At 65.4% G+C, this 26,659-nt stretch carries 22 protein-coding genes and 1 other RNA gene; 3 read left to right on the top strand and 20 right to left on the bottom strand.

Translation table 11 applies throughout. The features are described 5' to 3' along the window. Nucleotides 1–293: 293 nt before the first annotated feature. The 19 genes from ftsA to FFS30_RS13885 all read right to left on the bottom strand — a co-directional run bounded on the left by ftsA (nt 294) and on the right by FFS30_RS13885 (nt 19,534). Nucleotides 294–1,532, bottom strand: coding sequence for a cell division protein FtsA (gene ftsA, locus FFS30_RS13965; RefSeq protein WP_137913785.1), 1,239 nt, complete (start codon nt 1,530–1,532; stop codon nt 294–296). Next, the gene (locus FFS30_RS13960) at nt 1,529–2,317 is read right to left on the bottom strand and encodes a cell division protein FtsQ/DivIB (RefSeq protein WP_137913784.1); all 789 of its coding nucleotides are present in this window, start codon (nt 2,315–2,317) and stop codon (nt 1,529–1,531) included. Before FFS30_RS13960 ends, ftsA begins: the two co-directional genes overlap by 4 nt. After that, nucleotides 2,314–3,336 carry a D-alanine--D-alanine ligase gene (locus tag FFS30_RS13955; RefSeq protein WP_137913783.1) on the bottom strand — a complete coding sequence of 341 codons (1,023 nt, stop codon included), beginning with the start codon at nt 3,334–3,336 and terminating at the stop codon, nt 2,314–2,316. The genes FFS30_RS13960 and FFS30_RS13955 overlap by 4 nt, the downstream gene beginning before the upstream one ends. Beyond that, complete coding sequence (gene murC, locus FFS30_RS13950; RefSeq protein WP_137913782.1) at nt 3,336–4,802, bottom strand: UDP-N-acetylmuramate--L-alanine ligase; 1,467 nt, start codon at nt 4,800–4,802, stop codon at nt 3,336–3,338. The genes FFS30_RS13955 and murC overlap by 1 nt, the downstream gene beginning before the upstream one ends. Next, the gene (gene murG / locus FFS30_RS13945; protein ID WP_171014616.1) at nt 4,799–5,875 is read right to left on the bottom strand and encodes an undecaprenyldiphospho-muramoylpentapeptide beta-N-acetylglucosaminyltransferase; all 1,077 of its coding nucleotides are present in this window, start codon (nt 5,873–5,875) and stop codon (nt 4,799–4,801) included. The genes murC and murG overlap by 4 nt, the downstream gene beginning before the upstream one ends. Beyond that, nucleotides 5,872–7,050 (bottom strand): putative lipid II flippase FtsW, encoded by a 1,179-nt coding sequence (gene ftsW / locus FFS30_RS23865; protein WP_171014615.1) that lies wholly within the window; start codon nt 7,048–7,050, stop codon nt 5,872–5,874. The genes murG and ftsW overlap by 4 nt, the downstream gene beginning before the upstream one ends. A gap of 2 nt (nt 7,051–7,052) precedes the next feature. After that, complete coding sequence (gene mraY, locus FFS30_RS13940) at nt 7,053–8,135, bottom strand: phospho-N-acetylmuramoyl-pentapeptide-transferase (RefSeq protein ID WP_137913780.1); 1,083 nt, start codon at nt 8,133–8,135, stop codon at nt 7,053–7,055. Next, nucleotides 8,125–9,492, bottom strand: coding sequence for a UDP-N-acetylmuramoyl-tripeptide--D-alanyl-D-alanine ligase (gene murF, locus FFS30_RS13935; protein WP_137914052.1), 1,368 nt, complete (start codon nt 9,490–9,492; stop codon nt 8,125–8,127). Before murF ends, mraY begins: the two co-directional genes overlap by 11 nt. Next, a complete protein-coding gene (locus FFS30_RS13930) occupies nt 9,492–10,958 on the bottom strand; it encodes a UDP-N-acetylmuramoyl-L-alanyl-D-glutamate--2,6-diaminopimelate ligase (protein WP_137914051.1) in 1,467 nt (488 codons plus the stop codon). Before FFS30_RS13930 ends, murF begins: the two co-directional genes overlap by 1 nt. 68 nt (nt 10,959–11,026) lie before the next feature. Beyond that, nucleotides 11,027–12,967: a penicillin-binding protein 2 gene (locus FFS30_RS13925; RefSeq protein ID WP_137913779.1), complete on the bottom strand. Its 1,941-nt coding sequence runs from the start codon at nt 12,965–12,967 to the stop codon at nt 11,027–11,029. Next, the gene (gene ftsL, locus FFS30_RS13920; protein ID WP_249352455.1) at nt 12,964–13,257 is read right to left on the bottom strand and encodes a cell division protein FtsL; all 294 of its coding nucleotides are present in this window, start codon (nt 13,255–13,257) and stop codon (nt 12,964–12,966) included. Before ftsL ends, FFS30_RS13925 begins: the two co-directional genes overlap by 4 nt. Further along, a complete protein-coding gene (rsmH, locus tag FFS30_RS13915; protein ID WP_137913778.1) occupies nt 13,254–14,195 on the bottom strand; it encodes a 16S rRNA (cytosine(1402)-N(4))-methyltransferase RsmH in 942 nt (313 codons plus the stop codon). The genes ftsL and rsmH overlap by 4 nt, the downstream gene beginning before the upstream one ends. Nucleotides 14,196–14,221: 26 nt before the next feature. Then, nucleotides 14,222–14,668 (bottom strand): division/cell wall cluster transcriptional repressor MraZ, encoded by a 447-nt coding sequence (mraZ, locus tag FFS30_RS13910; protein ID WP_137913777.1) that lies wholly within the window; start codon nt 14,666–14,668, stop codon nt 14,222–14,224. Between the two features lie 331 nt (nt 14,669–14,999). Beyond that, nucleotides 15,000–16,244: an HlyD family efflux transporter periplasmic adaptor subunit gene (locus tag FFS30_RS13905; RefSeq protein WP_171014614.1), complete on the bottom strand. Its 1,245-nt coding sequence runs from the start codon at nt 16,242–16,244 to the stop codon at nt 15,000–15,002. Nucleotides 16,245–16,768: 524 nt separating this feature from the next. Next, nucleotides 16,769–17,120: RNase P RNA component class A (gene rnpB / locus FFS30_RS13900), an RNA gene on the bottom strand. 38 nt (nt 17,121–17,158) lie between these two features. Next, entirely contained in the window at nt 17,159–17,425 is a 267-nt protein-coding gene (locus FFS30_RS13895; RefSeq protein WP_137913775.1) for a hypothetical protein, read from the bottom strand. 149 nt (nt 17,426–17,574) lie between these two features. Further along, nucleotides 17,575–18,453 carry an alpha/beta hydrolase gene (locus FFS30_RS13890; protein WP_137913774.1) on the bottom strand — a complete coding sequence of 293 codons (879 nt, stop codon included), beginning with the start codon at nt 18,451–18,453 and terminating at the stop codon, nt 17,575–17,577. 3 nt (nt 18,454–18,456) lie between these two features. Then, entirely contained in the window at nt 18,457–18,606 is a 150-nt protein-coding gene (locus tag FFS30_RS23860) for a hypothetical protein (protein ID WP_171014613.1), read from the bottom strand. Nucleotides 18,607–18,697: 91 nt separating this feature from the next. Continuing rightward, complete coding sequence (locus FFS30_RS13885; protein ID WP_137913773.1) at nt 18,698–19,534, bottom strand: AraC family transcriptional regulator; 837 nt, start codon at nt 19,532–19,534, stop codon at nt 18,698–18,700. Between the two features lie 322 nt (nt 19,535–19,856). Between FFS30_RS13885 and FFS30_RS13880 the strand changes: the two genes are divergently transcribed. The 3 genes from FFS30_RS13880 to FFS30_RS13870 all read left to right on the top strand — a co-directional run bounded on the left by FFS30_RS13880 (nt 19,857) and on the right by FFS30_RS13870 (nt 25,717). Next, nucleotides 19,857–22,121: a TonB-dependent receptor gene (locus FFS30_RS13880; protein ID WP_171014612.1), complete on the top strand. Its 2,265-nt coding sequence runs from the start codon at nt 19,857–19,859 to the stop codon at nt 22,119–22,121. Nucleotides 22,122–22,144: 23 nt separating this feature from the next. After that, nucleotides 22,145–23,413 carry a PepSY-associated TM helix domain-containing protein gene (locus tag FFS30_RS13875; protein ID WP_212742476.1) on the top strand — a complete coding sequence of 423 codons (1,269 nt, stop codon included), beginning with the start codon at nt 22,145–22,147 and terminating at the stop codon, nt 23,411–23,413. Nucleotides 23,414–23,485: 72 nt separating this feature from the next. After that, complete coding sequence (locus FFS30_RS13870; protein WP_137913771.1) at nt 23,486–25,717, top strand: TonB-dependent siderophore receptor; 2,232 nt, start codon at nt 23,486–23,488, stop codon at nt 25,715–25,717. On the opposite strand, the gene rsmI is transcribed toward FFS30_RS13870, so the two are convergent. Further along, nucleotides 25,714–26,565: a 16S rRNA (cytidine(1402)-2'-O)-methyltransferase gene (rsmI, locus tag FFS30_RS13865; RefSeq protein WP_137913770.1), complete on the bottom strand. Its 852-nt coding sequence runs from the start codon at nt 26,563–26,565 to the stop codon at nt 25,714–25,716. The two genes, FFS30_RS13870 and rsmI, sit on opposite strands and share 4 nt — an antisense overlap. Between the last annotated feature and the right edge of the window lie 94 nt (nt 26,566–26,659).

The following is a 26,659-nucleotide window of genomic DNA, read 5'->3' as shown; positions in this document are numbered from 1 at the left end:
CCTCCGCTAGTTGTTTTGTCGCTTGATGTAGTTATCGATCACCGGAACCGCTTCCTGCGGCACTCCGGCTTTGCAGCGGACAGGCACATGTCCGGCGCAACGGTTGGATCCGTTTCGGATCCGCGGCGCGTTTCCATGCGCACCGCTTTTTGCTTCTCCCTTCTCCCCTCGGGAGAAGGTGCCCGAAGGGCGGATGAGGGAAAGACCTTTCGACTATCGCGACCTTCAATCACCGCAATGCCTTTCCCTCATCCGGCGCTGCGCGCCACCTTCTCCCGACGGAAGAAGGCACGCTAAAACTCTCCTTTGACCCACTGCTTCATGCGGCCCCAGAAATTGCCGACGTTGCCGACCACGGAACTCCCCGACGTACGCGCCGCGCCGTCCTGCCGACTGCCGTAGAGCAGCAGGCCGACGCCGGTCGCGTGGATCGGATTGCTGACTACGTCGGCCAAGCCGGTCACGTGCTGCGGCAAGCCCACGCGCACGGGCAGATGGAACACTTCCTCGGCGAGTTCGATCACGCCTTCCATCTTGGCGCCGCCGCCGGTCAGCACGATGCCGGCGGCAACGAGCGACTCGTAGCCCGAACGGCGCAACTCGGCCTGAACCATGCCGAACAATTCTTCGTAGCGCGGCTGCACCCACTCGGCGAGCGTCTGCCGGGCGAGCCGGCGCGGCGGCCGGTCGCCGACCGAGGGCACCTGGATCGTTTCCTCGGCATGCGCGAGCTGGGCGAGCGCACAGGCGTACTTGACCTTGATTTCTTCGGCGTGCGCGGTCGGCGTGCGGAAACCCTGGGCGATGTCATTGGTCACCTGGTCGCCGCCGATAGGCAGGCTCGCGGTGTGGCGGATCGCGCCCTGGGTGAAGATCGAGATGTCGGTCGTGCCCGCACCGATGTCGACCAGGCAGACGCCGAGCTCGCGCTCGTCCTGCACGAGAATCGCCTTCGACGAGGCGATCGCACCCGGGATCAGATCGTCGACCTGCAGGCCGCAGCGGTTGACGCACTTGGTGATGTTCTGCGCCGCGCTGACCGCGCCGGTGACGATGTGCACGTTCGCTTCGAGGCGCACGCCGCTCATGCCGATCGGGTGACGGATGTCCTCCTGACCGTCGATCACGAATTCCTGCGGCTCCTTATAAAGAACGCGCTGGTCGGCCGGGATCGCCACGGCGCAGGCCGCGTCGAGCACATGGTCGATATCGCCCTGGGTCACTTCGCGCTCGCGGATCGGTGCTGTGCCGTGCGAGTTGCGGCCGAGGATGTGACTGCCGGAAATGCCCGCGTAGACCGAACGGATTTCGCAGCCGGCCATCAGCTCGGCCTCCTCGACCGCGCGCTGGATCGACTGTACGGTAGATTCGATGTCGACAACCACGCCGCGCTTCAGCCCGTGCGAAGTGTGCGAGCCGATGCCGATCACTTCGACCGGCTCGCCCGGCGCGTACTCGCCGACGATCGCCACGACCTTCGAAGTGCCGACGTCGAGTCCGACGATCAGGGATTTTTCCGCTTTGTGCTTCATGTCGATCTCTGCTGCGTCGCCGGCGGCTTGCCCGGGGCGGGTTTGTCGGTGGGTGACGCGGCGCCCGGCGCGGGCGTCGGTGCGGCGGCTAGCCAGCGGATGGCAAAGCCGTTGGCGTAGCGCAGGTCGGCGCGCGCGAACGAATTCGTGCCGCGGCCGGCGGCGAGACGCGGAAACACGTCGAGGAAACGCTTCAGGTGCTCGTCGATGTCGCGCTGGCCGAGCAGAATTTCCGAACCGTCTACGAGGCTGATCGTCCAGCTCCCGCGCGTCGACAGGCTGACGCCGGCCAGCGCGAGGCCGCTGCCGCTGAACGTGTTCAGCGTCTTCTGATAAAAATCGATCACGTCGGCGAGCGCGGCATCGGGACCGGAAAGCTGCGGCAGACCCTGGATCGACTCGGTGCCGGGCGCATCGAACAACTGCCCGCTGCGGCCGACCAGGCGCTTGTCGCCCCAGCGCGCGAACGGCTGCTGTTCGAGCACGCGCATTTCGATCGTGTCGGGCCAGCGCTTGCGCACTTCGACGCGCTCGACCCACGGCAGCGAGGCCACCGCCGTGCGCACGTCTTCGAGCTTGATCGCGAAGAAGCCGGTGCCGAGATAGTTCTTCGTCGCCGCGCGAATCTGTTCGGCGCCGACGTGATTGAACTCGGCCTCCACCTGCAGGTTGCGGATCGGCCAGCGATCCTGCGCGAACCAGCCGTTGAGCACGCCGACGATCGGCAAGCCGATGAGGCTCAGCGCAATCGCCCAGGCGAAGAGCTTGAGCACGGTGCGGTTCACGGCGTGCGCCCCTGCGCAGCGCGGGATTCGGGATTCGAGATTGGGGATTCGGCAGAGCGGGCTTTCTCCAATCCCGAATCTCCCATTCCCAATCCCTGATTCTCGAAACTCGTTTCGAGAATGCGCCAGCACAGCTCCTCGAAATCAACGCCGACCGCGCGCGCCGCCTTCGGCACGAGCGAATGGCTGGTCATGCCCGGCGAGGTGTTCACTTCGAGCAGATAGAGCTTGCCGGCGCGGTCGCGCATGACGTCGACGCGGCCCCAGCCCGAGCAGCCGGCGGCGTTGAAGGCACGCAGGGCGAGGTCGCGGATTTCGGCCTCGTCGGCGCCATCGAGGCCAGGACAGATGTACTGCGTGTCTTCGGCCACGTACTTGGCGTGATAGTCGTAGAACTCGCCCTTCGGCACGATGCGGATCGATGGCAAAGCCTCGCCTTGCAGCACAGCGACCGTGAGTTCGTCCCCGTCGATCAGTTCCTCGACGACGAGTTCGCCGTCGTAGCGCGCGGCGAGTTCGATTGCGGCGGCCAGATCGGCCTGCTTGCGCACGCGCGTGATGCCGACACTCGAACCTTCGTGCGACGGCTTGACCACGACGGGCAGGCCGAGCTGTGCGATCGCCGCGTCGATGTCGCCGCCTTTGGCGAAGCGCACGTAGCGCGGCGTCGGCAAGCCGACCGCCTGCCAGACCTGCTTGGTGCGGATCTTGTCGAGAGTCAGCGCCGAGCCGAGCACGCCCGACCCGGTCACCGGCACGCGCAGCGATTTCAGCGCGCCCTGGAGCACGCCGTCCTCGCCGTCGCCGCCATGCAGAATGTTGAACACGCGCGCGAAATGCCCCGCACGCAGCGCGTCGAGCAGGGCCGGAATGCCATCGATCGCATGCGCATCGACGCCGCGCGCCTTGAGCGCGTCGAGCACGTTGCGTCCCGAGTTCAGCGAGACTTCGCGCTCGGCACTGACGCCGCCCATGACGACGGCGACCCGACCGAATTGTTTGGCATCTTTAATACGCATTATTTTGCTTTCCCACTTTTCGGTCTTTTCGCCGCGGCCGGCGCCGCGAGCTCGGCCACCGCGGCGCCGATGTCGCCGGCACCCATGACGAGGACGAGATCGCCGTCGCGCAGCAGGCTCGGCAACACGGTTTTAAGTTCGCGCGGATGCTCGACGAATACGGGGACGGCCTTGTTTCTCGCACGCACTGCACGCGCGAGTGCGCGACCGTCGGCACTCGCGATCGGCGCTTCACCGGCCGGATACACCTCGGTCAGCACGAGCACGTCGGCCTCGCTGAGTACATTGGCGAAGTCGTCGAGCAGGTCGCGCGTGCGCGTGTAGCGATGCGGCTGGAACGCGACGACGAGGCGGCGCTCGGGCCAGCCGCCGCGCGCCGCGGCGAACACCGCGGCGAGTTCGCGCGGATGATGGCCGTAATCGTCGACGAGCAGCGCCTTGCCGGAATTCTTGCCGCTGCCGAGCGCGATCTCGCCGCGCATCTGGAAACGCCGGCCGACGCCTTGGAAATTCTCGAGCGCCGTCGCGATCGACTTGGCATCGACGCCGAGCTGCCAGCCGACCGCCGCCGCCGCAAGCGCGTTGCTGACGTTGTGCAGGCCGGGCAGGTTGAGCGTGACCCCGACCGGCTTCTTCTGCTCGGGCAGATGCAGATCGAAGCGCATGCGCGGACCGTCCTGGACGATCCGGCTGGCGCGCACGTCGGCCGATTTGTGCGTGCCGTAGGTGAGCATGCGCCGCGTCGTTGTCGCGGCGAGTTCGGCCACTTCGGCATCGTCGATGCAGAGCACGGCGACGCCGTAGAACGGCAAACGATGAAGGAAGTCGTCGAACGCCTTGCGCACCTGGGCGAAATCGCCGCCGTAATTTTCCAGATGATCCGCGTCGATATTGGTGACGATCGCGATCACCGGGTTGAGCATCAGGAACGAACCGTCGCTCTCGTCCGCCTCGGCGACGAGATAGTCGCCCGTGCCGAGCCGCGCGTGTGTGGCCGCGGCGAGCAGTTGCCCGCCGATGACGAAGGTCGGATCGAGGCCGCCTTCCGCGAGCACGCTGGCGACAAGACTCGTCGTCGTCGTCTTGCCGTGAGTGCCGGCCACGGCGATGCCGCGGCGGAAGCGCATCAACTCGCCGAGCATCTCGGCGCGCGGCATCACGGGCACGCGGCGTTCGCGCGCGGCGACCACCTCGGGATTGTCGGCCTTGATCGCGCTGGACACGACGACCGCATCGACCTTGTCGACGTTGGCCGCCTTGTGCGTCTTGTGAATCTTGATGCCGAGCGCGGACAGATGGCGCGTCACCGCCGAATCCGCCTTGTCCGAGCCCGTGACTTTGTAGCCGAGGTTGTGCAGCACCTCGGCGATACCGCTCATGCCGGCGCCACCGATACCGACGAAATGCACCCGCCGCGAGCTGTCGCGAATCCAGTCGGACGTGGCGTGGACGATCTGCGGCGTCATGCGGCCACCTGCAGACAGAGATCGGCGATCCGCGCCGTCGCTTGCGGCTTGGCCAGCGTGCGCGCGGACTGCGCCATGTCGGAGAGGCGCGCGCGATCGGCCAGCAGCCGATCGAGTTCGGCGCGAATACGCTCGGCGCTCGCCTCGGATTCCGGCAGCAGCACCGCCGCGCCGGCCGCGACCATGTTGCGAGCATTGTGCGTCTGATGGTCGTCGACCGCGTACGGAAACGGCACGAGCACGCTGCCGACGCCGACGGCCGCGAGTTCCGCCACGGTCAGCGCGCCGGAACGGCAGACGACGAGGTCGGCCCAGGCGTAGGCCGCGGCCATGTCGTCGATAAACGGTTCGACGCTCGCTTCGACCCCGGCCTGCGTGTAGGCGGCGCGCGCCGCGTCGGCAAGTTTGGCACCACACTGATGGCGCACCTGCGGGCGGCTGTCCGCTGCCATCATTGCCAGCGCCTGCGGCACGCGCGCATTGAGAGCCTGCGCGCCCTGGCTGCCGCCGAGCACGAGCAAACGTGCCGGTGCTTGGCGGCCGGCGAAACGTTGCGCCGGTGCGGGCAGCGCGGCGATATCGGCGCGCACCGGATTGCCGACCCATTCGCTCTGCTTGAGCGCGCCGTCGAATCCGCACAGACGGCGCTTGGCGAACAGGGCGAGCACACGATTGGTCACCCCGGCGATACTGTTTTGCTCATGCACGACGAGAGGCACGCCGCGCAGCCATGCAGCGATGCCGCCGGGTCCGGCCACGTAACCGCCCATCGACAGCACGCTGCGCGGGCGCAGCTCGCCGAGCAGCTTCCACGCCGCGACGACGGCGCTCAGTATCTTGAACGGCGCCGCGAGCAGCGCGCCGAAGCCCTTGCCGCGCACGCCCGAGATCGCGACCGTCTTCAACCCGATGCCGGCCTGCGCCACGAGCTTCGTTTCGAGGCCGCCTTCGCTGCCGAGCCAGAGCACCGGCACGGTGCGCATCATCAGTTCCTTCGCCACGGCGATGCCGGGAAAGATGTGCCCGCCGGTGCCGCCGGCCATGATCAGCACGGGCGCGTTCGCCGTAGTCATGCCGTGGCTCCGATCAGGTCGCGCGGCTCGATCAGGTTCGCTTCGCGAACACGCTCGGCGCGGCTGACCTCGTAACTGACGCGCAGGAGGAAGCCGACCATGACGCAGGTCATCATCACGCTCGAACCGCCCGAAGAAATCAGCGGCAAGGTGAGACCCTTGGTCGGCAGCACGCCCATGTTCACGCCGATCGACACGAGCGCCTGCAAACCGATGCAGAGCGAGATGCCGAACGCGCAATAGCCGGCAAACCGCTGGCGCAGTTCGATCGCCTTCATGCCGAGCATGAGGCCGCGGCCGACGAGCAGCGCGAACGTGGTCAGCACGAGCAGAATGCCGACGAAGCCGAACTCTTCGCCGATCACCGCGAGGATAAAGTCGGTGTGTGCCTCGGGCAGGTAGTAGAGCTTCTGCACCGAACCGCCGAGGCCGACGCCGAGCCATTCGCCGCGCCCGATCGCGATCAGCGCCTGGGTCAACTGGAATCCGTCTTTGAACGGATCGGCCCAGGGATTGAGAAACGAAGTCAGGCGCTTGACCCGGTAGTCCGAGGTCATCGCCGCCCAGGCGATCACCGGCAGCAGCGGAATCGACAGATAGACGAGATTGCGCATGCGCGCGCCGCCGAGCCAGATCATGCCCACCGTGACCGCAATGATCAGCGCCGACGAGCCGAAGTCCGGTTGCGCCAGCAGCAGCACCACGAGCACGCCGGCGACGCCTAGTGGTTTGATCACGCCGAACAGTTTGGTCTGCACGGCCTCTTGGTGACGTACCAGATAGCTCGACAGGTAAATGATGAAGAACAGCTTCACCGCTTCGACCGACTGGAAGTTCGAAATGCCGAGTCGGATCCAGCGGCGCGCACCGTTGATGCGTACACCGAGCCCCGGCACGAACACGAGCAGCAGCAGGAACACGGCGAAGAGCAGCAGCAGGAACGCGTTGCGCTCGAACCACTCCAGTTCGGTACGCATGACGACGATCGCGACGGCGATGCCGAGCGCGAGGAAAAGCATGTGCCGGATCGCGAAATAGAACGGTCCGCCTGGACTGATCGCGATCGAACTCGAAGCGACCATGGTCAGGCCGAACGCGGCTAGCGCGCCCGCGAGCACGATCAGGCCAACGTCGTATTTGCCCTGGGTTTCGTCGATGCGTTTGGCTTGGGACATGATCAGCGTACCTTCAATGTCGCCAAGCCGATCAGCACAAGCACGACGCTGATGATCCAGAAGCGGACGATCACGCGCGACTCGGGCCAGCCCTTGAGCTCGAAATGATGATGGATCGGCGCCATGCGGAAGATGCGCTTGCCGGTCAGCTTGAAGCTCGCGACCTGGAGCATCACCGAAGCGGTTTCCATGACGAACACACCGCCCATGACGAGCAGCACGATCTCCTGGCGCACGATCACGGCGAGCGTGCCGAGCGCGGCGCCGATCGCGAGCGCGCCGACGTCGCCCATGAACACCTGCGCCGGATAGGCGTTGAACCAGAGGAAGCCGAGACCCGCGCCGGCCAGCGCACCACAGAAAATCACCAGTTCGCCCGCACCCGGAATCGACGGAATGCCGAGGTACTCGGAGAACAGCTTGTTGCCGGCCAGATAGGCGAACGCGCCGAGCGCGGTGACGACGAGCACGCTCGGCATGATCGCAAGGCCGTCGAGGCCATCGGTCAGGTTCACCGCATTGGAGAAGCCGGCGATCATGAAGTAGGCGATCGCGACGAAGAACACGCCGAGCGGAATCACAACCTGCTTGAATAGCGGCACGTAGAGCGAGGTCTCAGCCGGCGTCTGCGCAGTCTGGTACAGCGCGATCGCGACGAGCAGGGCGAACACCGACTGCCAGAAATACTTCCAGCGCGCGGCGAGGCCGGCGCTGTTCTTCAGCACGATCTTCTTGTAGTCGTCGTAGAAACCGATCGCACCGAACGCCAGGGTCACGGCGAGTACGATCCAGACATAGCGGTTGCTCAGGTCCATCCACAGCACGGTCGACAGTGCGACCGCGAGCAGGATCAGTGCGCCGCCCATGGTCGGCGTGCCGGCCTTGGCCAGATGCGTCTGCGGACCGTCGCTGCGCACGACCTGCCCCGCCTTGATTTCGGCGAGTTTGCGGATCACCGCCGGACCGGCCAGCAGCGAAAACGCGAGCGCGGTCAGCGTCGCCATGATCGCGCGGAAGGTCAGGTACTGGAACAGATGCAGCGCGTTGAGATTGCCGCGCAGAAGATCGGCGAGTTCAAGCAGCATGACGCGTCCCCCCGTTGCCGCCCTTGTCGTCGAGCAGAGCCTTGACGACTTTGTCCATCGCCGAGCCGCGCGATCCCTTGACCAGCACGTTCACCCCCGCGCGTACATCCGCGGCGAGTGCGCGCGTCAGCGATTCCTGGTCGGCGAAATGCTGCGCGCCTTCGCCGAACGCCGCGGCGGCGGCGCGCGACAGTTCGCCGACCGTGTACAACCATGCGATGCCGCTTTTCTTCGCCAGCGCGCCGGTCTGCGCGTGCAGTTCGCGCGCCTGCGGACCGAGTTCGCGCATATCGCCGAGCACGAGCCAGGCTTCCTCCGGCGCCTCGACGAGCGTGGCGATCGCGGCCGCAGTCGAAGCGGGATTCGCGTTATAGCTGTCGTCGATCAGAGTCCAGCCGCCGGGCATGGCGTGGCGCACGAGACGACCCTTAACCGCCGGCGCACTCTCGAGGCCGCGCTCGATCGTCGCCAGTGGCACGTCGAGAGCCAGCGCAATTGCCGCCGCGGCCAGCGCATTGGCGACGTTGTGCCGGCCGGCGAGCGGCAGCGCGATCTCGACGCTGCCGTTCGGCGTGCGTAGAGCGAAGCGCGATTCGGCGCCGAGCTTGCGGATTTCCGCGCTGACGTCGGCGGGCTTGTCGAGGCCGAAACGGATCACGCGCTCGGCGCGGTTGAGACTGGTGAACAAATTCGCGAACGCTTCGTCGGCGTTGATCACGGCGACGCCGTGCGCAGGTAGCGCCGCATAAAGCGCACCCTTGGTTTCGGCGATGCCTTCGAGCGAGCCCATACGCTCAAGATGCGCGGGACCGATGTTGTTGACGAGGCCGATTTCGGGACGCGCGATGGACGCGAGATAGTCGATGTCGCCCGGCTTGCCCGCACCCATTTCGAAGACGGCGTACTGCGTATCCTCGGGCATCGCGAGCAGCGACAACGGCAGACCGATTTCGTTGTTGTAGTTGCCCGCGTTGACGTGGGTTTTGCCGTGCAGCGAGAGGATCGCGGCGACGAGGCTCTTCACCGTCGTCTTGCCGTTGGAGCCGGTGATGCCGACGACGCGCGCACGATGCTGCGCGCGCGCATGGCTGGCAAGATCGCCGAGTGCAAGCAAGGTATCGGCGACGATCACCTGCGGCAGGTCGCTCGCAAGCGGACGCTCCACGAGCGCGGCGATGGCGCCGGCCTCCTTGGCCTTGCCGATGAAATCGTGGCCGTCGAAATTCTCGCCCTTGAGCGCGACGAACAGCGCGCCCGGCATGGCCTCGCGCGTGTCCGTGGCGACGCCGCGCACCATCAGGTCCTTGCCCTGCATGCCGCCGCGCGTCCACAGGGCGATTTCGGAGAGGCGCAGGATCATGCGCGTGCCTTCAATGTGCGGCGGGCGACGGCGAGGTCGTCGAAGGGGTGCTTGATCCCGCCGATCTCTTGGTACGGCTCGTGACCCTTGCCGGCGATCAGCACGACGTCGCCGGCGCGCGCCTCGCGCAGCGCAAATGCGATCGCGGCGGCACGGTCGCGCTGCACGATGACTGCATCGCGATGGGAAAAGCCCGCAACGATCTGAGCGACGATCGCATCGCCGTCTTCGTTGCGTGGATTGTCGTCGGTGACGATGACGCGATCGGCAAGACGTTCGGCGATCGCGGCCATCTGCGGCCGCTTGCCCTGATCGCGCTCGCCGCCGGCACCGAATACACAGATCAGATTGCCGGCGCAGTGAGCACGCAAATTGGTCAGTGCCTGTTCGAGCGCGTCCGGCGTATGCGCATAGTCGACGACGACGAGAGGCTGATTCGCTCCGCCGAGACGGTTCATGCGCCCGACCACCGGCTGCGCATGCGTCAGCGCTTCGCGGATCTCGGCAAAGTTGTGTCCGAGCGCACCGAGGCAGCCCGCGACCGCAAGCAGATTCGCGACATTGAAGCGGCCGAGCAGGCTCGTCGCGATCTCGCCTTCGCCCCAGGGCGTGCGCAGATAAAAGTGCAGACCTTCGCCGCTCGTGCGTACGTCCGTCGCAACGATGTCCGCACCGGTGTTGTCGACCGCGTAGCGCAGGCCCTGTACGCCGGCCGGCAGGTCGGCGACGAGCCGACGGCCGAATGCATCGTCGATATTGATCACCGCGGCGCGCAGGCCCGGCCATGCGAACAGCCTGGCTTTCGCCGCGCCGTAGGCTTCCATCGTGCCGTGGTAATCGAGATGGTCGCGAGTCAGATTGGTGAACGCGGCGACGTCGAATGTCACCGCGTTCACCCGGCCCTGTGCGACCGCATGCGAAGAAACTTCCATCGCGACGTGGCTGGCGCCGGCGTCGCGGAATTCGGCAAGCAGCGCCTGCACGCTGATCGCGTCGGGCGTGGTGCGTTCGCCTTCGCGGATCGCACCCGGAAAGCCCGCGCCGAGCGTACCGATCGTCGCCGCACGTGCGCCGAGGCCCTGCAGCGCGGCAGCAAGCAGTTGCACGATCGAGGTCTTGCCGTTGGTGCCGGTGACGCCGATAACGCGCAGCGACGCGGACGGACGGTCGAAGAAACGCGCGGCGATTTCGCCGACCTGCTCGTGCAGACCGTCGACCCAGATTTCCGGGATTCGCGACTCGTGCTTCGCGATTGGCGATTCAGCGGCCGGAATTTCCGCCACGACCGCGGCCGCGCCGCGTTCGATCGCGACCGGCGCGAATTCGATGCCGTGTTTCACGCCGCCCTGCAGAGCGAAGAAAACATCGCCCTCGCGCACGCGGCGAGAGTCGAGCGTCAAGCCGCGCACGACGATATCCCGCGCAGCATCGAGCGCCGCGCCGTCGGCAAGTCCAGCGAGCAGGCCGGCAAGACGCTTCTGCGGCGCCCCACCGATTCCCGAATCGCCAATCCCGATTCCCGACTTTCCGGTCACGGATCCACCTCTTCCACCATGTCCGCCGGCACCGTCGGATCGGGCGGCAGGATGTCTTTCGGCGCGACGAGCGGATTCGGGCCGGGGCCGCCGGCGTACCAGTTCTTGACGTCGTCGGGCGCTATGTCGAGTGTGCGCAGCGCGCCTTCCATGACCTTGCCGAACGACGGCGCGGCGACCATGCCGCCCGAGTACGAGGCCAGGGTCGCGCCGCTCGATCCGCTGATCACGATGGCGCAGACCAGACGCGGGTTGGACGCCGGCACGAAGCCGACGAACAACGAGTTGTAGATGCTGTTGTAGCCGCCGCGCGAAGCAATGCGCGAGGTACCGGTCTTGCCGCCGGCGAAATAGTTCGACACCTGCGCCTTGCGCCCGGTGCCTTCGGCGACCACGGAACGCAGCATCGGGATGATCTCGTCGGCGATCTTTTGATCGATCACGCGCTTGCCCGCGTCGCCGCCGCCTTTGACGAAGGTGGGCTCATGCAGGATGCCGCCGTTGGCGATCGTGGCGTAGCCGCGCGCGAGCTGCAGCGGAGTCACCGAGAGACCGTAACCGTAGGAGATCGTCGCCTTCTCGACCGGCCCCCAACGCTTCGGCGTCGGTAGATTGCCCGGCGATTCGCCGGTGAAGCCCGAGCCCGTGGTTTCGCCGAAGCCGAAACGGTGGAACACGTCGTACATCATTTCGCGCGGCAAGGTCTCGGCGATCTTCGCGGCGCCGATGTTGCTCGATTCCTTGATCACGCCGGCGACAGTGAGCACGCCGTGATTGGCCGTGTCGTGGATCGTGTGGCCGTAGAACTGGTAAGTGCCGGGCGACGTATCCACCTTGGAATCCGGCTTCCACTTGCCGCTCTCGAACGCCGCGGCGACGGTGAACGCCTTCATCGTCGAACCGGGCTCGATCACGTCGGTGACCGCACGGTTGCGCATATGGCTCAGCAGATCGGCCGGCGGGATGTTGCCGCCGTTCTGCGAATTCGGGTTGAACGAAGGCTGGTTGACCATGGCGACGACCTCGCCGTTGGTCACGTCGAGCACGACGATCGAGCCGTAGGCGGAATGATGGTCCTTGATCGCCTGCATCAGCTCGCGATAGGCGAGGTACTGGATGTTCTTGTCGATCGACAGGGTCAGATCGCGGCCCGGCTTCGGCGCCACGTCGAGATCGACGTCGTAACTCTCGACCGCGCGGTTGTGCAGGTCGCGGATCACGCTCTTACTGCCAGGCTTGCCGGCCAGATATTCGTTGAACGCGAGTTCGAGGCCTTCCGAACCGACGTCGTCGACGTTGGTCTTGCCGAGGATATGCGCGGTCACTTCGCCGTTCGGATAGAAGCGGCGGAACTCGGCCTGCTTGTCCACGCCCGGGATGCCGAGCTTGACGATCGCTTCGGCGGCGTCGGGATTGAGATGACGCACGAGATAGACGAACTGCTTGTCCGCCTTCTGCGTGATCTTCTGCGCGAGCGCGTTGGCGTCGAGATTGAGCGCCTTGGCCAGCTCCGGGATCCGGTCCATGTGATCCTTGAGTGTCGACGGATCGGCCCAGATCGAGGCGACCGGCGTCGACACGGCGAGCGGATTGCCGTTGCGGTCGAAGATCGTGCCGCGCGGCGCGTCGATCTTGATGTCGCGCGCGTAGCGCTGGTCGCCCTGGTCGAGATAGAAATCCTTGCTCACCCATTGCAGGTCGACCGCGCGCACGATCAGCGCAGTGCCGGCGAGGGCAAGGATCATCAACACCGAATAGAGGCGGCGCTTGAGATTGACCGTGGTCTGGCGCGGCTTGACCTTCGGCGTATCGCCGACGAAGTCGAACCAGCGCTTGGCGCCGCGTGCCGGCGCGCTCTTCGGGGTGGCCGCCGGCTGCGCTTCGCGTTGGGCGCGCAGCATCGGCAGATCGAATTGGAACAGTTCGCGCTTGGTCATCGTTTGATCACCACGGTATTGGCCGCGCTCGGCGACACCATGCCGATGTCGGTCCGCGCGGTCTTCTCGATTCCGTTGATTTCCGCCTTCGTCGCGCGCTCGAGTTCGAGGCGGCCGAATTCGTAATTGAGGCGGTCGCGTTCTTTGGTCAGCTCGTTGTACTCGCTGAACAGGCGGCGGCTTTCCTGGCGCGTGTAGATGACGCCGAAGGCGCAGCCGATCACGCCGGCGAGCAGCACGAGGATGATGAAGTAGCCGACCATGCGCACGGCGCTCATGAACCCCTTCATGGCAGTTTCTCCGCCACGCGCAGGACCGCACTGCGTGCGCGCGGATTCGCCGCGACTTCTTCCGCGGACGGCAGTTGCGCGCCGCCGATCGTCTTCAGCCGCAGCATCGTCGAGGGCGGCGGCGGCAGGCCGCGACGGGTCGGCGGCGGCTGCGATTCGTCGCGCAGGAAATTCTTCACTGCGCGGTCTTCGAGCGAATGGAAACTGATCACTGCCAAGCGGCCGCCCGGCTTGAGGCGATCCACCGCACCGCGCAGGCCGCGATCGACCGCGTCGAGTTCGCCGTTCACGTGAATGCGCAAGGCCTGGAAACTGCGCGTGGCCGGATGCTTGCCGGCCTCGCGCCGGCCGATCGTGCGTTCGATCAGTTCGGCGAGTTCGAGCGTGCGCGCAATCGGCGCGTCCGCACGGCGCGCGACGATCGCGCGCGCGATGCGCCGACTCATGCGTTCTTCGCCGTACTGCCACAACACGTCTGCAATCTCCCTCTCGTCCGCGGTCGCGAGAAAGTCGGCCGCGCTGATACCCGAACTCGTGTCCATGCGCATGTCGAGCGGCGCATCGGCACGGAAGCTGAAGCCGCGTTCGGCCTCGTCGAGCTGCGGCGAGGACACGCCGAGATCGAGCAGCACACCGTCGAGTCCCTGCGCGGTCGCGTCCCATCCGGCGAGATCGGCGAAGTTGCCATGGCGGATCGCCACGCGCGCGTCACCGCCGAATTCGCCACGCGCATGCGCCACCGCAGCCGGATCGCGATCCATCAACAGCAGCTTGCCCGCGGGGCCGAGCTGCGCCAGCACAGCGCGCGCGTGCCCACCGCGGCCGAAGGTTCCATCGAGGTACGTTCCGTCTTCGCGCACACGCAATCCCTGCACCGCTTCGTTCAACATCACCGGCAGATGGGCCGACTCCACCGCTGCGCCTTCGTTATCTTTCATCGTCGGGGCGCATGCGGTCGTTACACTCACAGTTTCAAATCCAGCATTTCGTCGCTGAGGTCGCCCTCGCCGATCGTCTGGCGAATCTTGTTCAGATGCGCCTGCTCACTCCACAGCTCGAACTTCGTGTTCATGCCGAGCAGGATCGCGCGCTTCTCGATCCCGGCCGCCGTACGCTGACTGGCCGGAACGAGCACGCGCGCCGATCCGTCCGGCTCGACCTGCGCCGCGGCGCCGACCAGTTTCAACTGCAGATCGCGATGTACGCGCTTGACGCTCGACAACGCATTGACCTGATCGCGCACCTTTTCCCACTCGCTTTGCGGAAACAGCCAGAGGCAGCCGTGCTCGAACGGGTTGTAGGTGAAGACGAGGCGATTCGCGCACGCAGACGCGACGAGGTCGCGATAGGCGGTAGGTAGCGCCAATCGACCTTTGTCGTCCAACGTGATGGCGGTCTCGCCTTGAAACATGATCCGCGAAATCCCACAAAAAACCACGAAATCCCACTGACCGCCACAATATCGATGGCCTATTGGGCTGTCAAGGAAAAATTGCTTTGCAGATCAAGGAGAAGCGCAGGGAATTGTGTCTAATTCGTGCGTTTTCTGAGGAAGCGACAAAAGGTGATTGAATTCACGCAAGTTTTCGCGAGAACGCCGTCGCGATATCCTGCCGCGTCCGGCGCCCGAAAAGAGGCGCGGACAATCCCCTTCCGCGCCGGTTTGCGCGGAATATAGAAATGGAAAAGGATAGAAATATACGGCGCGCCGGCAAACTCGCGCCGCGCGGCGGCCGCAGCGCTCAGTCGGCGACGCTCACCGTCGCCTTGTTGTAGAGCGCATGATCCAGGCCGACGGCGAAGCGGTCGCCCGGGCGTGCGCCCGAACGGATTTCGACGTATTTGCCGGACATCGCGCCGAACTGCACACGATGGCGGTGCAGTTCGTTGCCGTCGAGCACGTAGAGTTCGTGCTCCTTGAACGGCGATATGTCGTCGGAACGCTCGACGTAGACCGCCTCGCTCGTCGGCGCGCCGGCGATTTCGCCGGTCAGCGATTCCGCCGCGCGCACGCCGAACGGCAGCGGTTCGGCCGGGGCCACGTCGACCTGGACCGAATCGTCGCGCACCTTCGGATCGATGCGCACGACCGTGCCATGCACCGTCTTGCCGTGCACGTAGAGTGTCGCCGGATTGCCGTGCGCGATCGACGGCGCCTTTGCCTGCGGAATCTTCAGCGCCGCGATGAGATCGCCGCTGCTCGACACCAGAGCGAGCTTCTCGCCCGGCGCGACCGACTGACCGAGTTCGACGAACACGTCCTGCACGGGACCGTCGACCGAACTGCGGATCTTGAGTTCGTCGAGTTTCTGCTGCGCGAGCGTGAGCCCGTCCTTCGCCTGCTTCAACGCCTCTTCCTTGATCGCGACGCGCGAGGCGCCGAGGTCGTGGGCGAGCGCAACGCGGTCGGCCTGCTCGTCGATCTGCGAACGCAGGCCGGCGACCTTGGCGTCGGCGCGCGCCATTTCGAGCTTGGAAACGATGCCGCGCTCGGTCAGTGGACGCAATGCATCGCGCTCGCGCAATTCGATTGCGAGCTGGCGTTCGAGTTCTTTCTGCCTGCTCGACTGCGCCATCGCTTCGATCTTCTCGCTGAGCACGGCTTCCTTGAGATCGAGGCTGGCCTTCTCGAGCGCGACGCGCGCGGCCGACGTTTGCTCCGCGAGGCGGCTGTTGGTCAGGCGGAACACGACGTCGCCCTTCTTCACCATCGTGCCGGGCGCGACGAAGATGTCCTCGACCGTGCCCGACGCCGGCGAAGCGAGCAGCTTCTTTTCTTTCTCGACGAAAATCCCCGACGCGGGCACCGGCACGATCAGGTCGCCCTGCTGGACGAGCACCGTTTCAAGATTGCGGCGCAGGACGAACGCCGTCTTCGGCACGCCTTTCCACATGAACGGCGCCGCGACTGCGGCCGCAAGCGCGCAAACGCCGAGGCCGAGAGCAACGCGCGAGCGGCGCGATGCGAAACGAAGCTGCTTTTCCATATCCTGCCCTCTGGCCGCCTGCGCTCGGACCGGCCTCGTTCGAGCCCCAGTGAACGGACAAAGCGGCGGTGTGCGTTGAACCCGAATAGCGGACGATTCGCCGCACGCGCTCCACGCATGCACAACGACCCGCGGAAGAATCGACCGCTGGAATTGGATGGCCTCGGCGAAGAATAGTTCCCGGTCGCGCGCCGCGGCCGTTCTGATGCTTCCTCGGACGCTACCGCCCTTTGTTATCGGAGGAAGGTGGCGCATCTACTCGGCAACGGCAGTCGCCCCACAAGCGGTCTTCCATCTTGGACCGATTGTTTTCCTTGCACGCCCCGTACAGGCACCTTCTCCCGATGGAAGCGAGAAGATCTCGCTTTCGCACGATCGAGGCCGTGACGCTCGGGCAAAAAAAAGCAGCCATAAGCGGCTGCTTTTTTCGGCCTTCGCACTCGAAAACGAATATCGAAGTTCCATTGACGAATACGACGGCGGTTCGCCGTTTCGTGATTCGCCCAGTCACGATGACTGCAGATTAAGGGAGTCGGCCTGTAAGCCGGGTTTTGTCTTGAACAGTCATTCCTCTAGGCTCACCGTCGCCGATGAGCTCAAGCAACCTACCCGGGAGCGACGCGGGCCGCGCCATGCTCCCCTATTCGGTCTTGCTCCGGGTGGAGTTTACCGTGCCACGCGACGTTGACCCCGCGCGCGGTGCGCTCTTACCGCACCGTTTCACCCTTACCTGATCCCTTGCGGGCCATCGGCGGTCTATTCTCTGTTGCACTGGTCGTCGGCTCACGCCGCCCAGGTGTTACCTGGCACCCTGCCCTGTGGAGCCCGGACTTTCCTCGAAACGCTTGCGCGTCGCGCGACTGTCCGGCCGACTCCGGCGCGCATTTTACCCGAATACTTCCGGGCTCGCGGCGCTATCTCTCGGTGATCTTGCGATAACCGTTGTCTTCCTTGATCAAACCGTAGGTTTCCCGATCCACTTCACCGGTAAGCCAGTAACGCTGAAATCCGCGGTCGATGCGGCGCGAGACGATCACGCTGTCGCCGACGACGACGAGCAGGTCGCCGCGCTCGGGCTGTGCAGGAGTCAACTGTGCGCCGATAGTCCGTCCGCCATTGATCCGCCGCTCCAGATCGATGCGCCGCTCGGAACCTTCGACCGGCACGACCGAGGTGAGCACGCGATCCTAGCGCTTCAGCGTGGACGGCTCCTGCACGCTCGGCCCTCCCGGCGAAGGCTGAGCCTCCGCTAGTCCGATTGCTGCCACGGCGACTGACAAGACAACGGCAGCATGAATCCCTCGACGCTTGCTCCGTATGGTTCCAATCCTCATGCCGCCTCCTTCAACGCCGCCTGCCAGTGCGCGCGCAATTCGCGGTTGAAGTCCTGCCAGCGCTCCTCCGGGAAGAAAATGCGTGCGCCTTCGAATTCCACGCGCTTGCGCGTTCCCGGAATCGTTTCGGCGAGCCAGTGCGACCAACGCACGTCGAAGTAGACGTCGTCCGTGCCCCAGACGATCAGCGTCGGCGCGGTCAGCGCGCGCAGCCGGTCCTCGATCGCACGCGTGTGCTTGTTGTCGAACGCGGCGAGGAAACGCTCGAAATTGCGCAGGCGTTGCGGACTGCGCAGAAACGGCCGCAGATAAATCTCGATGTCCGCGTCACTAAGCCGCCCGGGATGTTCGTAGGCTGGCCCGAGTGCTTCCGCCGCACGATAGACGCTCTTGTCGGCCAACATCGCTTCGAGAACGCCTCGCAGTCCGCCTTCGGCAGCCAAGGCAAGAAACGGCTTGAACGCTTCGGGCGGCCAATTGTCGTGCGTATCGCAGTCGGTCAAGGTGAGGCTGCGCACGCGCTGCGGATGCAGCGCGGCGAAAATTTGCGCGATGCCGCCGCCGCTGTCGTTGCCGACGAGATCGACCTGGGCGATGCCGAGCGCATCGAGAAACTGCGCGAGCATGTTCGCGTTCGCGGTGACCGACACGTCCTGCTCGGGCAGAGTTTCGGTGTCGCCGTGCGCGAGCAGGTCGGGCGCGATGCAGCGGCGCACGTCGGACAGCCCGGCGAGCTGATGCCGCCACAGATGACCGTTGAGCAGGACGCCGTGCACGAACAGAGCCACCGGGCCGCTGCCCTGCTCGACGTAGCTGATCGTGCCGGATGCGGTGCGCACGCTGCGCCGGATTGGGGAGCTTGCCTGTGCGCTCATGGCTCAGCCCTGCTCCTGCGCCGAAGCGTGCGCTTCCTTGAGTTTCTGTGCGCATTCCTCGCAGCACACTTCGACGGTCTTGCCGCCGATCTTGACCTTGATCGGATTGGCATCGAGTTCGCAGTCGCAAGCCGCACAAGTTTGGGTAGTCATAACACTCTCTCGGTTGACGCCCGACGTCCGGGCAGGGGCATTAAGCCACCGGGCGAGAGAGAGGCGCTGTCAGAATCTTTAGCGATCCGACTCAGGCGGATTTGCGCAATGCCGCCTGGCGGAATTCCGTCGGCGAGCGGCCATAGGTCTGCTGGAACGCCGCGCTGAAATGGCTGTGGCTGGAAAAGCCGAGTTCCAGGCTCAACGCGGTCAGGTCTTCGCAGTGCGCGATCAGATCGAGCGAACGCGCCAGCCGCAGGCGCAACTGATAGCGGTACAGCGGCATGCCCTCGACCTGTTGAAAGCTCTGGGTCAGATACACGGGCGAGACGCCGACTTCGGCGGCGATCTCGGCGAGCGTCCAGCGCCGGGCGAGATCGCCGGTCAGCACGAGTTTGGCGCGATCGACGAGGCGCTGGCGGCCGGCGCTCGACGCCGCCGCGTGCGTGGTGCGCGGCCCGAGCGCACGTTGCGCCAGCGTCAAGGCGAGGCCTTCGGCTTCGAGCGGTTCGGCGATGCCTTCACGCAAGCTGTGCCTCAGCAGAGCCACGAGCGCCTGTGCGCGCGCATCGATGCGCAGGCGTTGCTTGCGGAATCGCAACGGCAGGCCTTCGTGCAGCAGATCGACCGGTGCCAGCTCGCGCAGCATGTGTTCGTCCACGGCGACGACGAGGCTCGCATCGCCGCCGTCGATCGGATGGCTGACGCTGTAGCCTTCGTGCGCATTGAACAGCAATACTTGGCTCGCGTCGGCTACGGCTTCGTCGCGGCCGACGTGACGCACGTAGACGCCGCGGTACGGAAAGACGAGATGCGTGGCGTTCGCGCATTCTTCGGCGCTTTTGTGCCGGCAGCGGCCGCTGCAATACACGTCGCGCACCGTGACGAGCGGCGTTTTCAGCAAAGAGTGGACGGTGAAGTCGGACATGCCGGTTTCGTTCGCTGTGTGTCGCCTGCGCGGCTCGGCGGAACGAAGGATGCGTCTCCGCGTAGCTCTGGCAGATGATACAGCGCCGTGCGCGAAACGTCGGCGCGCGGGATCCCGCAGCCGCAGCGCCGACAGCCGTGTTCCCCAATCGCTGCATTTCGCCGACCCAAGTCCGCAACGTACGCGACGCGACGAGCCAAAACGTCAATCGATCGCTCTTGCTTGTAAATGCGAATCATTATTATTTAAGATAACCTTAAATGAGACCCCACGCAGCGCGCAGGGTCCGATGCATTCGCTTTCTCTCCACATAAGGTTGCTCATGTCAGCTCCGCATCGCTGTGCGCTCGACGCGCCGCAGAACGCTCTCCCTCGCGCCATCGGATTGGCCCTCGCATTCGGCAGCACCTGCGCGGCGGCGCAGGACACGACGGCGGAAACCCCAACCGCGGCGACGCCGGAGAAGCCGCGCGCGACCCAGCTCGAGAAAGTCGACGTGCACGGCCAGAACGCGGAGCCGGCGTCATCGAAGTTCACCGCGCCGCTGCTCGACACAGCACAGTCGGTGACGGTGCTGCCGCGCTCGCTGCTCACGGATACCGCCGCGAACTCGCTGCAGGATGCGCTGCGCAACGTCCCAGGCATCACCTTCGGCGCCGGCGAAGGCGGCAATCCGGTCGGCGACCGTCCGTCGATCCGCGGTTTCAATTCGACCGCCAATGTCTATCTCGACGGCATGCGCGACGTCGGCATCCAGACCCGCGACATCTTCGATACCGAACAAGTCGAGGTGATCAAAGGCCCCGATTCGTCGATGGCCGGACGCAGCAACGGCGGCGGCAGCATCAATCTCGTGTCGAAGACGGCGCGCGCCGAAACCTTCGTCGATCTGTCGGCGACCTACGGCAGTGCCGAGCAGTACCGCGTTGCCGCCGATGCGAACCTGAAGCTGAGCGACGGCGTCGCCGCGCGCTTCAACGTCATGAACATGGGCGGCGGCGTGCCGGGCCGCAACGCGGTGCGCGCGGACAAGACCGGTTTCGCGCCGACGATCACTTTCGGCCTCGGCTCGCCGAGCCGCCTGATCCTCAGCTACTACCACCTCGAAGACCACGGCACGCCGGACTTCGGCGTGCCGATCGATCTCAACACCGGCACGCCGATCAGCGAGACGCACGGCGTCGATCCGAAAAATTTCTACGGCCTGCTCGCGCGCGATTTTCGCGACAACCAGACCGACAGCCTGTCGGCGCGCTTCGAGCACGATTTCGACAACGGCTACACCTTGCGTAGCCAGGTGCGCGGCAACCGCAACGTCAACAACTACATCGTGACCAATCCCGACGACGCGGCCGGCAACGCGCTCAACGGTTCGGTCTACCGTCTGCCGCTCGCGCGCGCGGCGAAAGACGAGAGCGTCATCGGCCAGACCGATCTGTTCGGCCGCTTCGACACGGGCTCGGTGCAGCACGACATCAATCTCGGTTTCGAACTGGCGCAGGAACGCCTCAAGCAGCACGGCAACGGCAACTGGGACGGAATGCTGATCACCCAGCCGGACGGCGCGGCGCCGTGGGACAACGAAAACTGCTACCTGCCCGGCGACCCGCAGTACGCGCTACGCCGCAGCCAGCACATCTGCACCGATCTGTACCGGCCGAATCCGAAAGATCCGTGGAACGGCACGGTCACGCTCAATCCGGCGAAGACCTACTACACCACACGCAGCGCCGCGCTCTATGCGTTCGACACGCTCACCATCACGCCGCATTGGAAAGCCAACTTCGGCCTGCGCTGGGACGATTACCAGATCAAGACGCGCTCGCCGAGCGACCCGACGAAAAACGCATCGGACCGCCAGACGCTGTTCAACTACCAGGCCAGCCTGACCTTCAAGCCGATCGAAGCCGGCTCGATCTATCTGATGACCAGCACCTCGCAGGTACCGGCCAGCCTCGTCAACAGCGACGTGGACGGCGTCACCGGCTCCAAGTCGGGCCTCAATCCGGAGAAGACGCAGAGCGTCGAACTCGGCACCAAGTGGGAACTGTTCTCGCGCCGCCTGCTGCTCAGCGGCAGCGTGTTCGACGAAACGCACAAGAACGCGACCGTGGAAACCGCACCGGGCGTGCTGTCGCAGATCGGCGAGACGCATGTGCGCGGCGTCGAGCTGAGCGCGAACGGCTCGATCACCGAAGCCTGGAACGTCACCGCCGGCTATTCTTTTCTCGACGGCAAGCTGGTCAAGGGCGCGAGCACCGATGCCGGCGTCGGCCGTCCGCTGATCGATACGCCGCGCAATACTTTCAGCCTGTGGTCGACCTATCAGGTCAGCCCCGACATCGTGGTCGGCGGCGGCGCCTACTATCGCGACGAACAGGTCGGCTACTACGGCACGCCGACGCGGCATATCCCGGATTATTGGCGCTTCGATGCAATGGCCAAGTGGCAGGTGCTGCCCAACCTCGGCCTGCGCCTGAATCTGCAAAACCTGTTCGACAAGCTCTACTACGACAAGGTCTATTACCACTATGCCGTGCCGGCGGCTGGGCGCACATGGATGCTGACCGCCGACGTCCGCTACTGATGCGCAGTCCTGCTCTTCGTCCGATGACGGATGCCGCCGGCAAACCCGGCGCTTCCGTTTCCGCGCGCGCCGCAGGCGGGAAATTCGTTCCCTCCCTGCGCCGCGCGCTCGGTCTGCTGCATCGCTGGTTCGGTCTGTTTACCGCGGTGTTCCTGTTCATCGCCGGCGCCACCGGCGCGGTGATCTCGTGGGATCACGAACTCGACGCCGCGCTCAATCCGACGCTCTACCGTTCGCAGGAAGGCACGCACCGCTCGGCGCTCGAACTCGCCGATGCCGTCGAAGCCGCGCATCCCGACGCGCGCGTCAGCTATCTTCCGCTCGCCGCCGAGCAGGGCGAAACCCTGCAAGTGTGGGTCGAGCCGCGTTTCGAAAAAGCGACCGGCAAACCGTTCGAGATCGCCTACAACCAGGTCGCGCTGAATCCGGTCAGCGGCGCCGAGCAGGGCCGACGCTTCTGGGGCGATCCGTCGCTGACGCGCGAGAACCTGCTGCCGTTTCTGTACAAGCTGCACTACAGCCTCGAACTGCCGCCGGTCGGCGGCTATGACGTCGGCATGCTGTTCATGGGCATCGTCGCGATCGTCTGGGTGCTCGACGCCTTCGTCGCGCTGCTGCTGTCGTTTCCGCATCCGCGCTCGTGGCGCAAGTCGTTCGCGTTCCGCTGGAGCCGCGGCGGCCAGGCGCTGACTTTCGATCTGCACCGCTCGGGCGGCGTGTGGATTTGGCTGTTGCTGCTCGTGCTCGCCGTCACCGCGGTGTCGATGAACCTGCGCTCGCAGGTCGTCGTGCCGATCGTCTCGGCGTTCTCGACGCTGTCGCCGAATCCGTTCGACAGCCGCACGCCGCTGACGCCCGAGCAGCAGATCGAACCGAAATTCACGCGCACGCAGATTCTCGATCTGGCGAAGGCCGAAGCGGCCAAACGCGGCTGGCAGGCGCCGCCCGGTGCGCTGTTCCATTCCGCCGAATACGGCGTGTACGGCGTCGGCTTTTTCGACGCCGGCAACGATCACGGCGACGGCGGCCTCGGCAATCCGTGGCTCTACTTCAACGCGGGCGACGGCACGTCGGCGGGCGAAATCATTCCCGGCATCGGCAGCGCGGGCGACCTGTTCCTGCAGGCGCAGTTCCCGCTGCATTCGGGCCGGATCATCGGCACGACCGGGCGCGTGCTCGTGTCCCTGCTCGGTGTCGCCGTGGCGGCGCTCAGCGTCACCGGCGTCGTGTTGTGGTGGCGCAAGCGGCGCGCGCATCGCCGGCCGCGCGCGCCACGCGCCACCGCGCACTGATCGCGTCGCGCGAACTCTGCCGACGCCGCGGATAGCGCGGCCGCCCTCTTTCCCCCCTCGACCCACAAGATCATGACTGCAGCCCTGCTTCGTTTTATCGCTTTCCGTCCTCCCGCTCTGCCTCGATGCAGGACCGCCGCGCTGACACTGGCACTCGCCGCGGCAATCGGTTCGGCCGATGCAGCCGCGGAAACCGCCGCGGCGAACAACGTACCGGCCGACGATTCCGATAAGAAGACCGTCGAACTCGACTCGGTCGTCGTCACCGGCAACGATACGGCCGGATACGCGGTCAGAAACAGCAACGCGGCGACGAAACTCAATCTTTCGCCGCGCGAGACGCCGCAATCGCTCACGGTGATCACGCGCGAACGCCTCGACGACCAGAATCTCACGTCGCTGCGCCAGGTTCTCGACAACACCGCAGGCATCTATTCGGATGCCTACGATTCGGAACGCGTGCTGTTCTATGCGCGCGGCTTCCTGATCGACACCCTGATGGTCGACGGCGTGCCGGCAATCTCGAACTTCAATACCGGATCGATCAACGAAACCCTGGACACCGCGCTCTACGACCGCGTCGAAGTCGTGCGCGGTGCGACCGGCCTGATGAGCGGCGCGGGCAGTCCCGCGGCGTCGATCAACCTCGTGCGCAAGCATGCAGACAGCCGCTCGCCGACCGTCTCGGTCGATCTCACCGCGGGTTCCTGGAACGATGCGCGCGGCGAAATCGACGCGACAGTTCCGCTCAACGCCGATGCCAGCCTGCGCGCGCGCGGCGTGGCCGTCTACGAAGATCGCGATTCCTATCAAGCGCTGTACCACAAGAAAACCAGCGTGCTCTACGGCATCGTCGACTGGGATTTGACCCCGTCGACCCTGCTCTCGCTCGGCTTCGACCGCCAGGACAACCGGCCGCGCTCGAATACCTGGGGTTCGTTTCCGCTGTTCTTTGCCGACGGCACGTTCGCCAATTGGCCGCGCTCAATGACCACGGCGCCCGACTGGAGCTACTGGAACCGGCGCACCGAGACCGCCTTCGCCGAACTGCGCCAGACCTTCGCCAACGACTGGATGCTGCACGCCTCGCTCAATTGGCGGCGCTATCGCCAGGACAGCGAGTTGTTCTACGTCTCCGGTTTTCCCGACCGGGTGACGGGCGAAGGTTTACAGCCCTCGGCCTACGCAGATCACCAGAACATCATCGAGCGCGCTCTCGATCTGTATGCCTCGGGTCCGTTCGACCTGTTCGGGCGCACGCACGAACTCGTGCTCGGCTATAACGGATCGCGCGCGACCAATACCGGTCTCGTGTTCGATCCGGGCGAACTCACCCCCGTCGGCAATTTCCTCAAATGGGATGGCTCGTATCCGCGCCCGAACTTCGCCGCGCAAGGCACGCCGCTCAGCGATATTCGCACGACGCAGAACGGATATTACGCGGCGGCGCGCTTCTCCCTCGCCGATTCGCTGAAGTGGATCGTCGGCGCGCGCTACGCGACGTGGAAAGTCGATTCGTTCTATCTCTACGACACGCCCAATCTTTCCAACTACGACTTCAAGAAGACCATTCCGTATGCCGGCCTGGTCTACGACGTCGGCGAGCACTACTCGGTGTTCGCGAGCTACACCGGCATCTTCAAGCCGCAGAACAGCCGCGACGTCAACGGCCACTATCTCGATCCGATCAACGGCCGCAGCGTCGAACTCGGCGTCAAGGGCGAACACTTCAACGGCCGGCTCACTAGTTCGCTGACCCTGTTCGAGACTCTGCAGAACAACGTCGCCGGACCGGTGTTCGACCCGGTCACCGGCGCGCCGGTGCTGCTGCCGGACGGCTCGCAAGCGTCGCGCGCCATCGACGGCACGCGGTCGCGTGGTTTCGAGTTCGAGCTCGCCGGCCGCTTCAGCGAAGAATGGCAAGGTTCCTTCGGCTGGTCGCGCACGCTTATACACGACGGCACGGGACAACCCGTGCGCACCTTTATTCCGGGCACCCTGGTGCGCACTTTCGTCACGTGGACGCCGAAAAGCTGGATGGAGGGCCTCGCTCTCGGCGGCGGCATCAACTGGCAATCGGCGAGCAGCACCTTTGTCAGCTCGCCGCGCGGCGGCCAGATATTGCAGCAGGGCGGTCTGGCCCAGGTGTCGTTGATGGCGCGCTATCAGTTCAGCCCGAACGTTTCGCTGCAGCTCAATGCCAACAACCTATTCGACAAGAAGTACTACGTGCTCGACCAGTACGACAACACGTACTACGGCACGCCGGCGAATGCGTCCCTGACCCTGCGCGTATCGTATTAGTCCTGCAGGTAGAGCAGCTTGCGCGGCGCGCCGGTGATCTCGGCGGCGATCTTGGCCGCGCGGCTCGGCGGCAGCTCGGCGCTCAGAATCCGATAGACGCGCTGGCCTTCGACCAGACGTGCCGCGGCATCGTCCTCGTCGGCGCCTTCGACAAGGACGACGAATTCGCCGCGCTGCTGGTCGGCATCGCTTTCGACGCGCGCCACGAGTTCGCCGAGCGTGCCGTCGAGCACGGTCTCGAATTGCTTGGTCAGCTCACGCGCGACCACCGCCTTGCGCGATTCGCCAAATTCAGCGAGGAGATCGCGCAGCATCTCGACGATGCGGTGGCTCGACTCGTAGAAAATCAGCGTGCGCGTTTCCGCACGTAGCGTCTGCAGATGCGCGCGCCGTGCGGCCGACTTGGCTGCAAGAAAGCCCTCGAACACGAATCGGTCGGACGGCAACCCGGCCGCCGACAAGGCGGCGATCGCCGCGCAGGCACCCGGAATCGGCGATACGGCGACGCCCGCTTCGCGCGCCGCACGCACGAGGCGGTAGCCGGGGTCGCTGACCAGCGGCGTGCCCGCGTCGCTGATCAGGGCGATGCGCTTTCCGGCCTGGATCTGGCGCACCAGATCGGCGCTGGCCTCGCGCTCGTTGTGCTCATGCAAAGCGACGCAGTGCGTGGCGATGCCGTGGTGGCGCAGCAGCGCCGCACTGTGGCGCGTGTCCTCGGCGGCGATCAAATCGACCGCGGCGAGCGTCGCGCGCGCGCGCGGCGTCAAATCGTCGAGATTGCCGATCGGCGTCGCAACGACGAAGAGCATGCCTGCGCCTGCGGCCGGGTTGGCGTCGTGCTTGTTCATCGTCCACCTTGTGATCCGTGCCATAGTGTAGCCGCAGCGCAGCAGCCGCCACCGCGCTTCCGCTATCATGCGCGCGGATTCCCGACGGACTTCT

Source organism: Rudaea sp. 3F27F6, from assembly GCF_005503555.1.
Lineage (GTDB): Bacteria > Pseudomonadota > Gammaproteobacteria > Xanthomonadales > Rhodanobacteraceae > Rudaea.
The sequence above is the reverse complement of the archived record's forward strand: the minus strand, read 5'-3'. Positions and strand labels throughout refer to the sequence as shown.

Bases quoted from the DNA above. Each gene is read 5' to 3' on its own strand.
- ftsA (WP_137913785.1), bottom strand. From the start codon at position 1,532: ATGAAGCACAAAGCGGAAAAATCCCTGATCGTCGGACTCGACGTCGGC.
- FFS30_RS13955 (WP_137913783.1), bottom strand. From the start codon at position 3,336: ATGCGTATTAAAGATGCCAAACAATTCGGTCGGGTCGCCGTCGTCATG.
- murC (WP_137913782.1), bottom strand. From the start codon at position 4,802: ATGACGCCGCAGATCGTCCACGCCACGTCCGACTGGATTCGCGACAGC.
- murG (WP_171014616.1), bottom strand. From the start codon at position 5,875: ATGACTACGGCGAACGCGCCCGTGCTGATCATGGCCGGCGGCACCGGC.
- ftsW (WP_171014615.1), bottom strand. From the start codon at position 7,050: ATGTCCCAAGCCAAACGCATCGACGAAACCCAGGGCAAATACGACGTT.
- mraY (WP_137913780.1), bottom strand. From the start codon at position 8,135: ATGCTGCTTGAACTCGCCGATCTTCTGCGCGGCAATCTCAACGCGCTG.
- FFS30_RS13925 (WP_137913779.1), bottom strand. From the start codon at position 12,967: ATGACCAAGCGCGAACTGTTCCAATTCGATCTGCCGATGCTGCGCGCC.
- ftsL (WP_249352455.1), bottom strand. From the start codon at position 13,257: ATGAAGGGGTTCATGAGCGCCGTGCGCATGGTCGGCTACTTCATCATC.
- rsmH (WP_137913778.1), bottom strand. From the start codon at position 14,195: ATGAAAGATAACGAAGGCGCAGCGGTGGAGTCGGCCCATCTGCCGGTG.
- mraZ (WP_137913777.1), bottom strand. From the start codon at position 14,668: ATGTTTCAAGGCGAGACCGCCATCACGTTGGACGACAAAGGTCGATTG.
- FFS30_RS13905 (WP_171014614.1), bottom strand. From the start codon at position 16,244: ATGGAAAAGCAGCTTCGTTTCGCATCGCGCCGCTCGCGCGTTGCTCTC.
- FFS30_RS13890 (WP_137913774.1), bottom strand. From the start codon at position 18,453: ATGAGCGCACAGGCAAGCTCCCCAATCCGGCGCAGCGTGCGCACCGCA.
- FFS30_RS23860 (WP_171014613.1), bottom strand. From the start codon at position 18,606: ATGACTACCCAAACTTGTGCGGCTTGCGACTGCGAACTCGATGCCAAT.
- FFS30_RS13885 (WP_137913773.1), bottom strand. From the start codon at position 19,534: ATGTCCGACTTCACCGTCCACTCTTTGCTGAAAACGCCGCTCGTCACG.
- FFS30_RS13880 (WP_171014612.1), top strand. From the start codon at position 19,857: ATGTCAGCTCCGCATCGCTGTGCGCTCGACGCGCCGCAGAACGCTCTC.
- FFS30_RS13875 (WP_212742476.1), top strand. From the start codon at position 22,145: ATGACGGATGCCGCCGGCAAACCCGGCGCTTCCGTTTCCGCGCGCGCC.
- FFS30_RS13870 (WP_137913771.1), top strand. From the start codon at position 23,486: ATGACTGCAGCCCTGCTTCGTTTTATCGCTTTCCGTCCTCCCGCTCTG.
- rsmI (WP_137913770.1), bottom strand. From the start codon at position 26,565: ATGAACAAGCACGACGCCAACCCGGCCGCAGGCGCAGGCATGCTCTTC.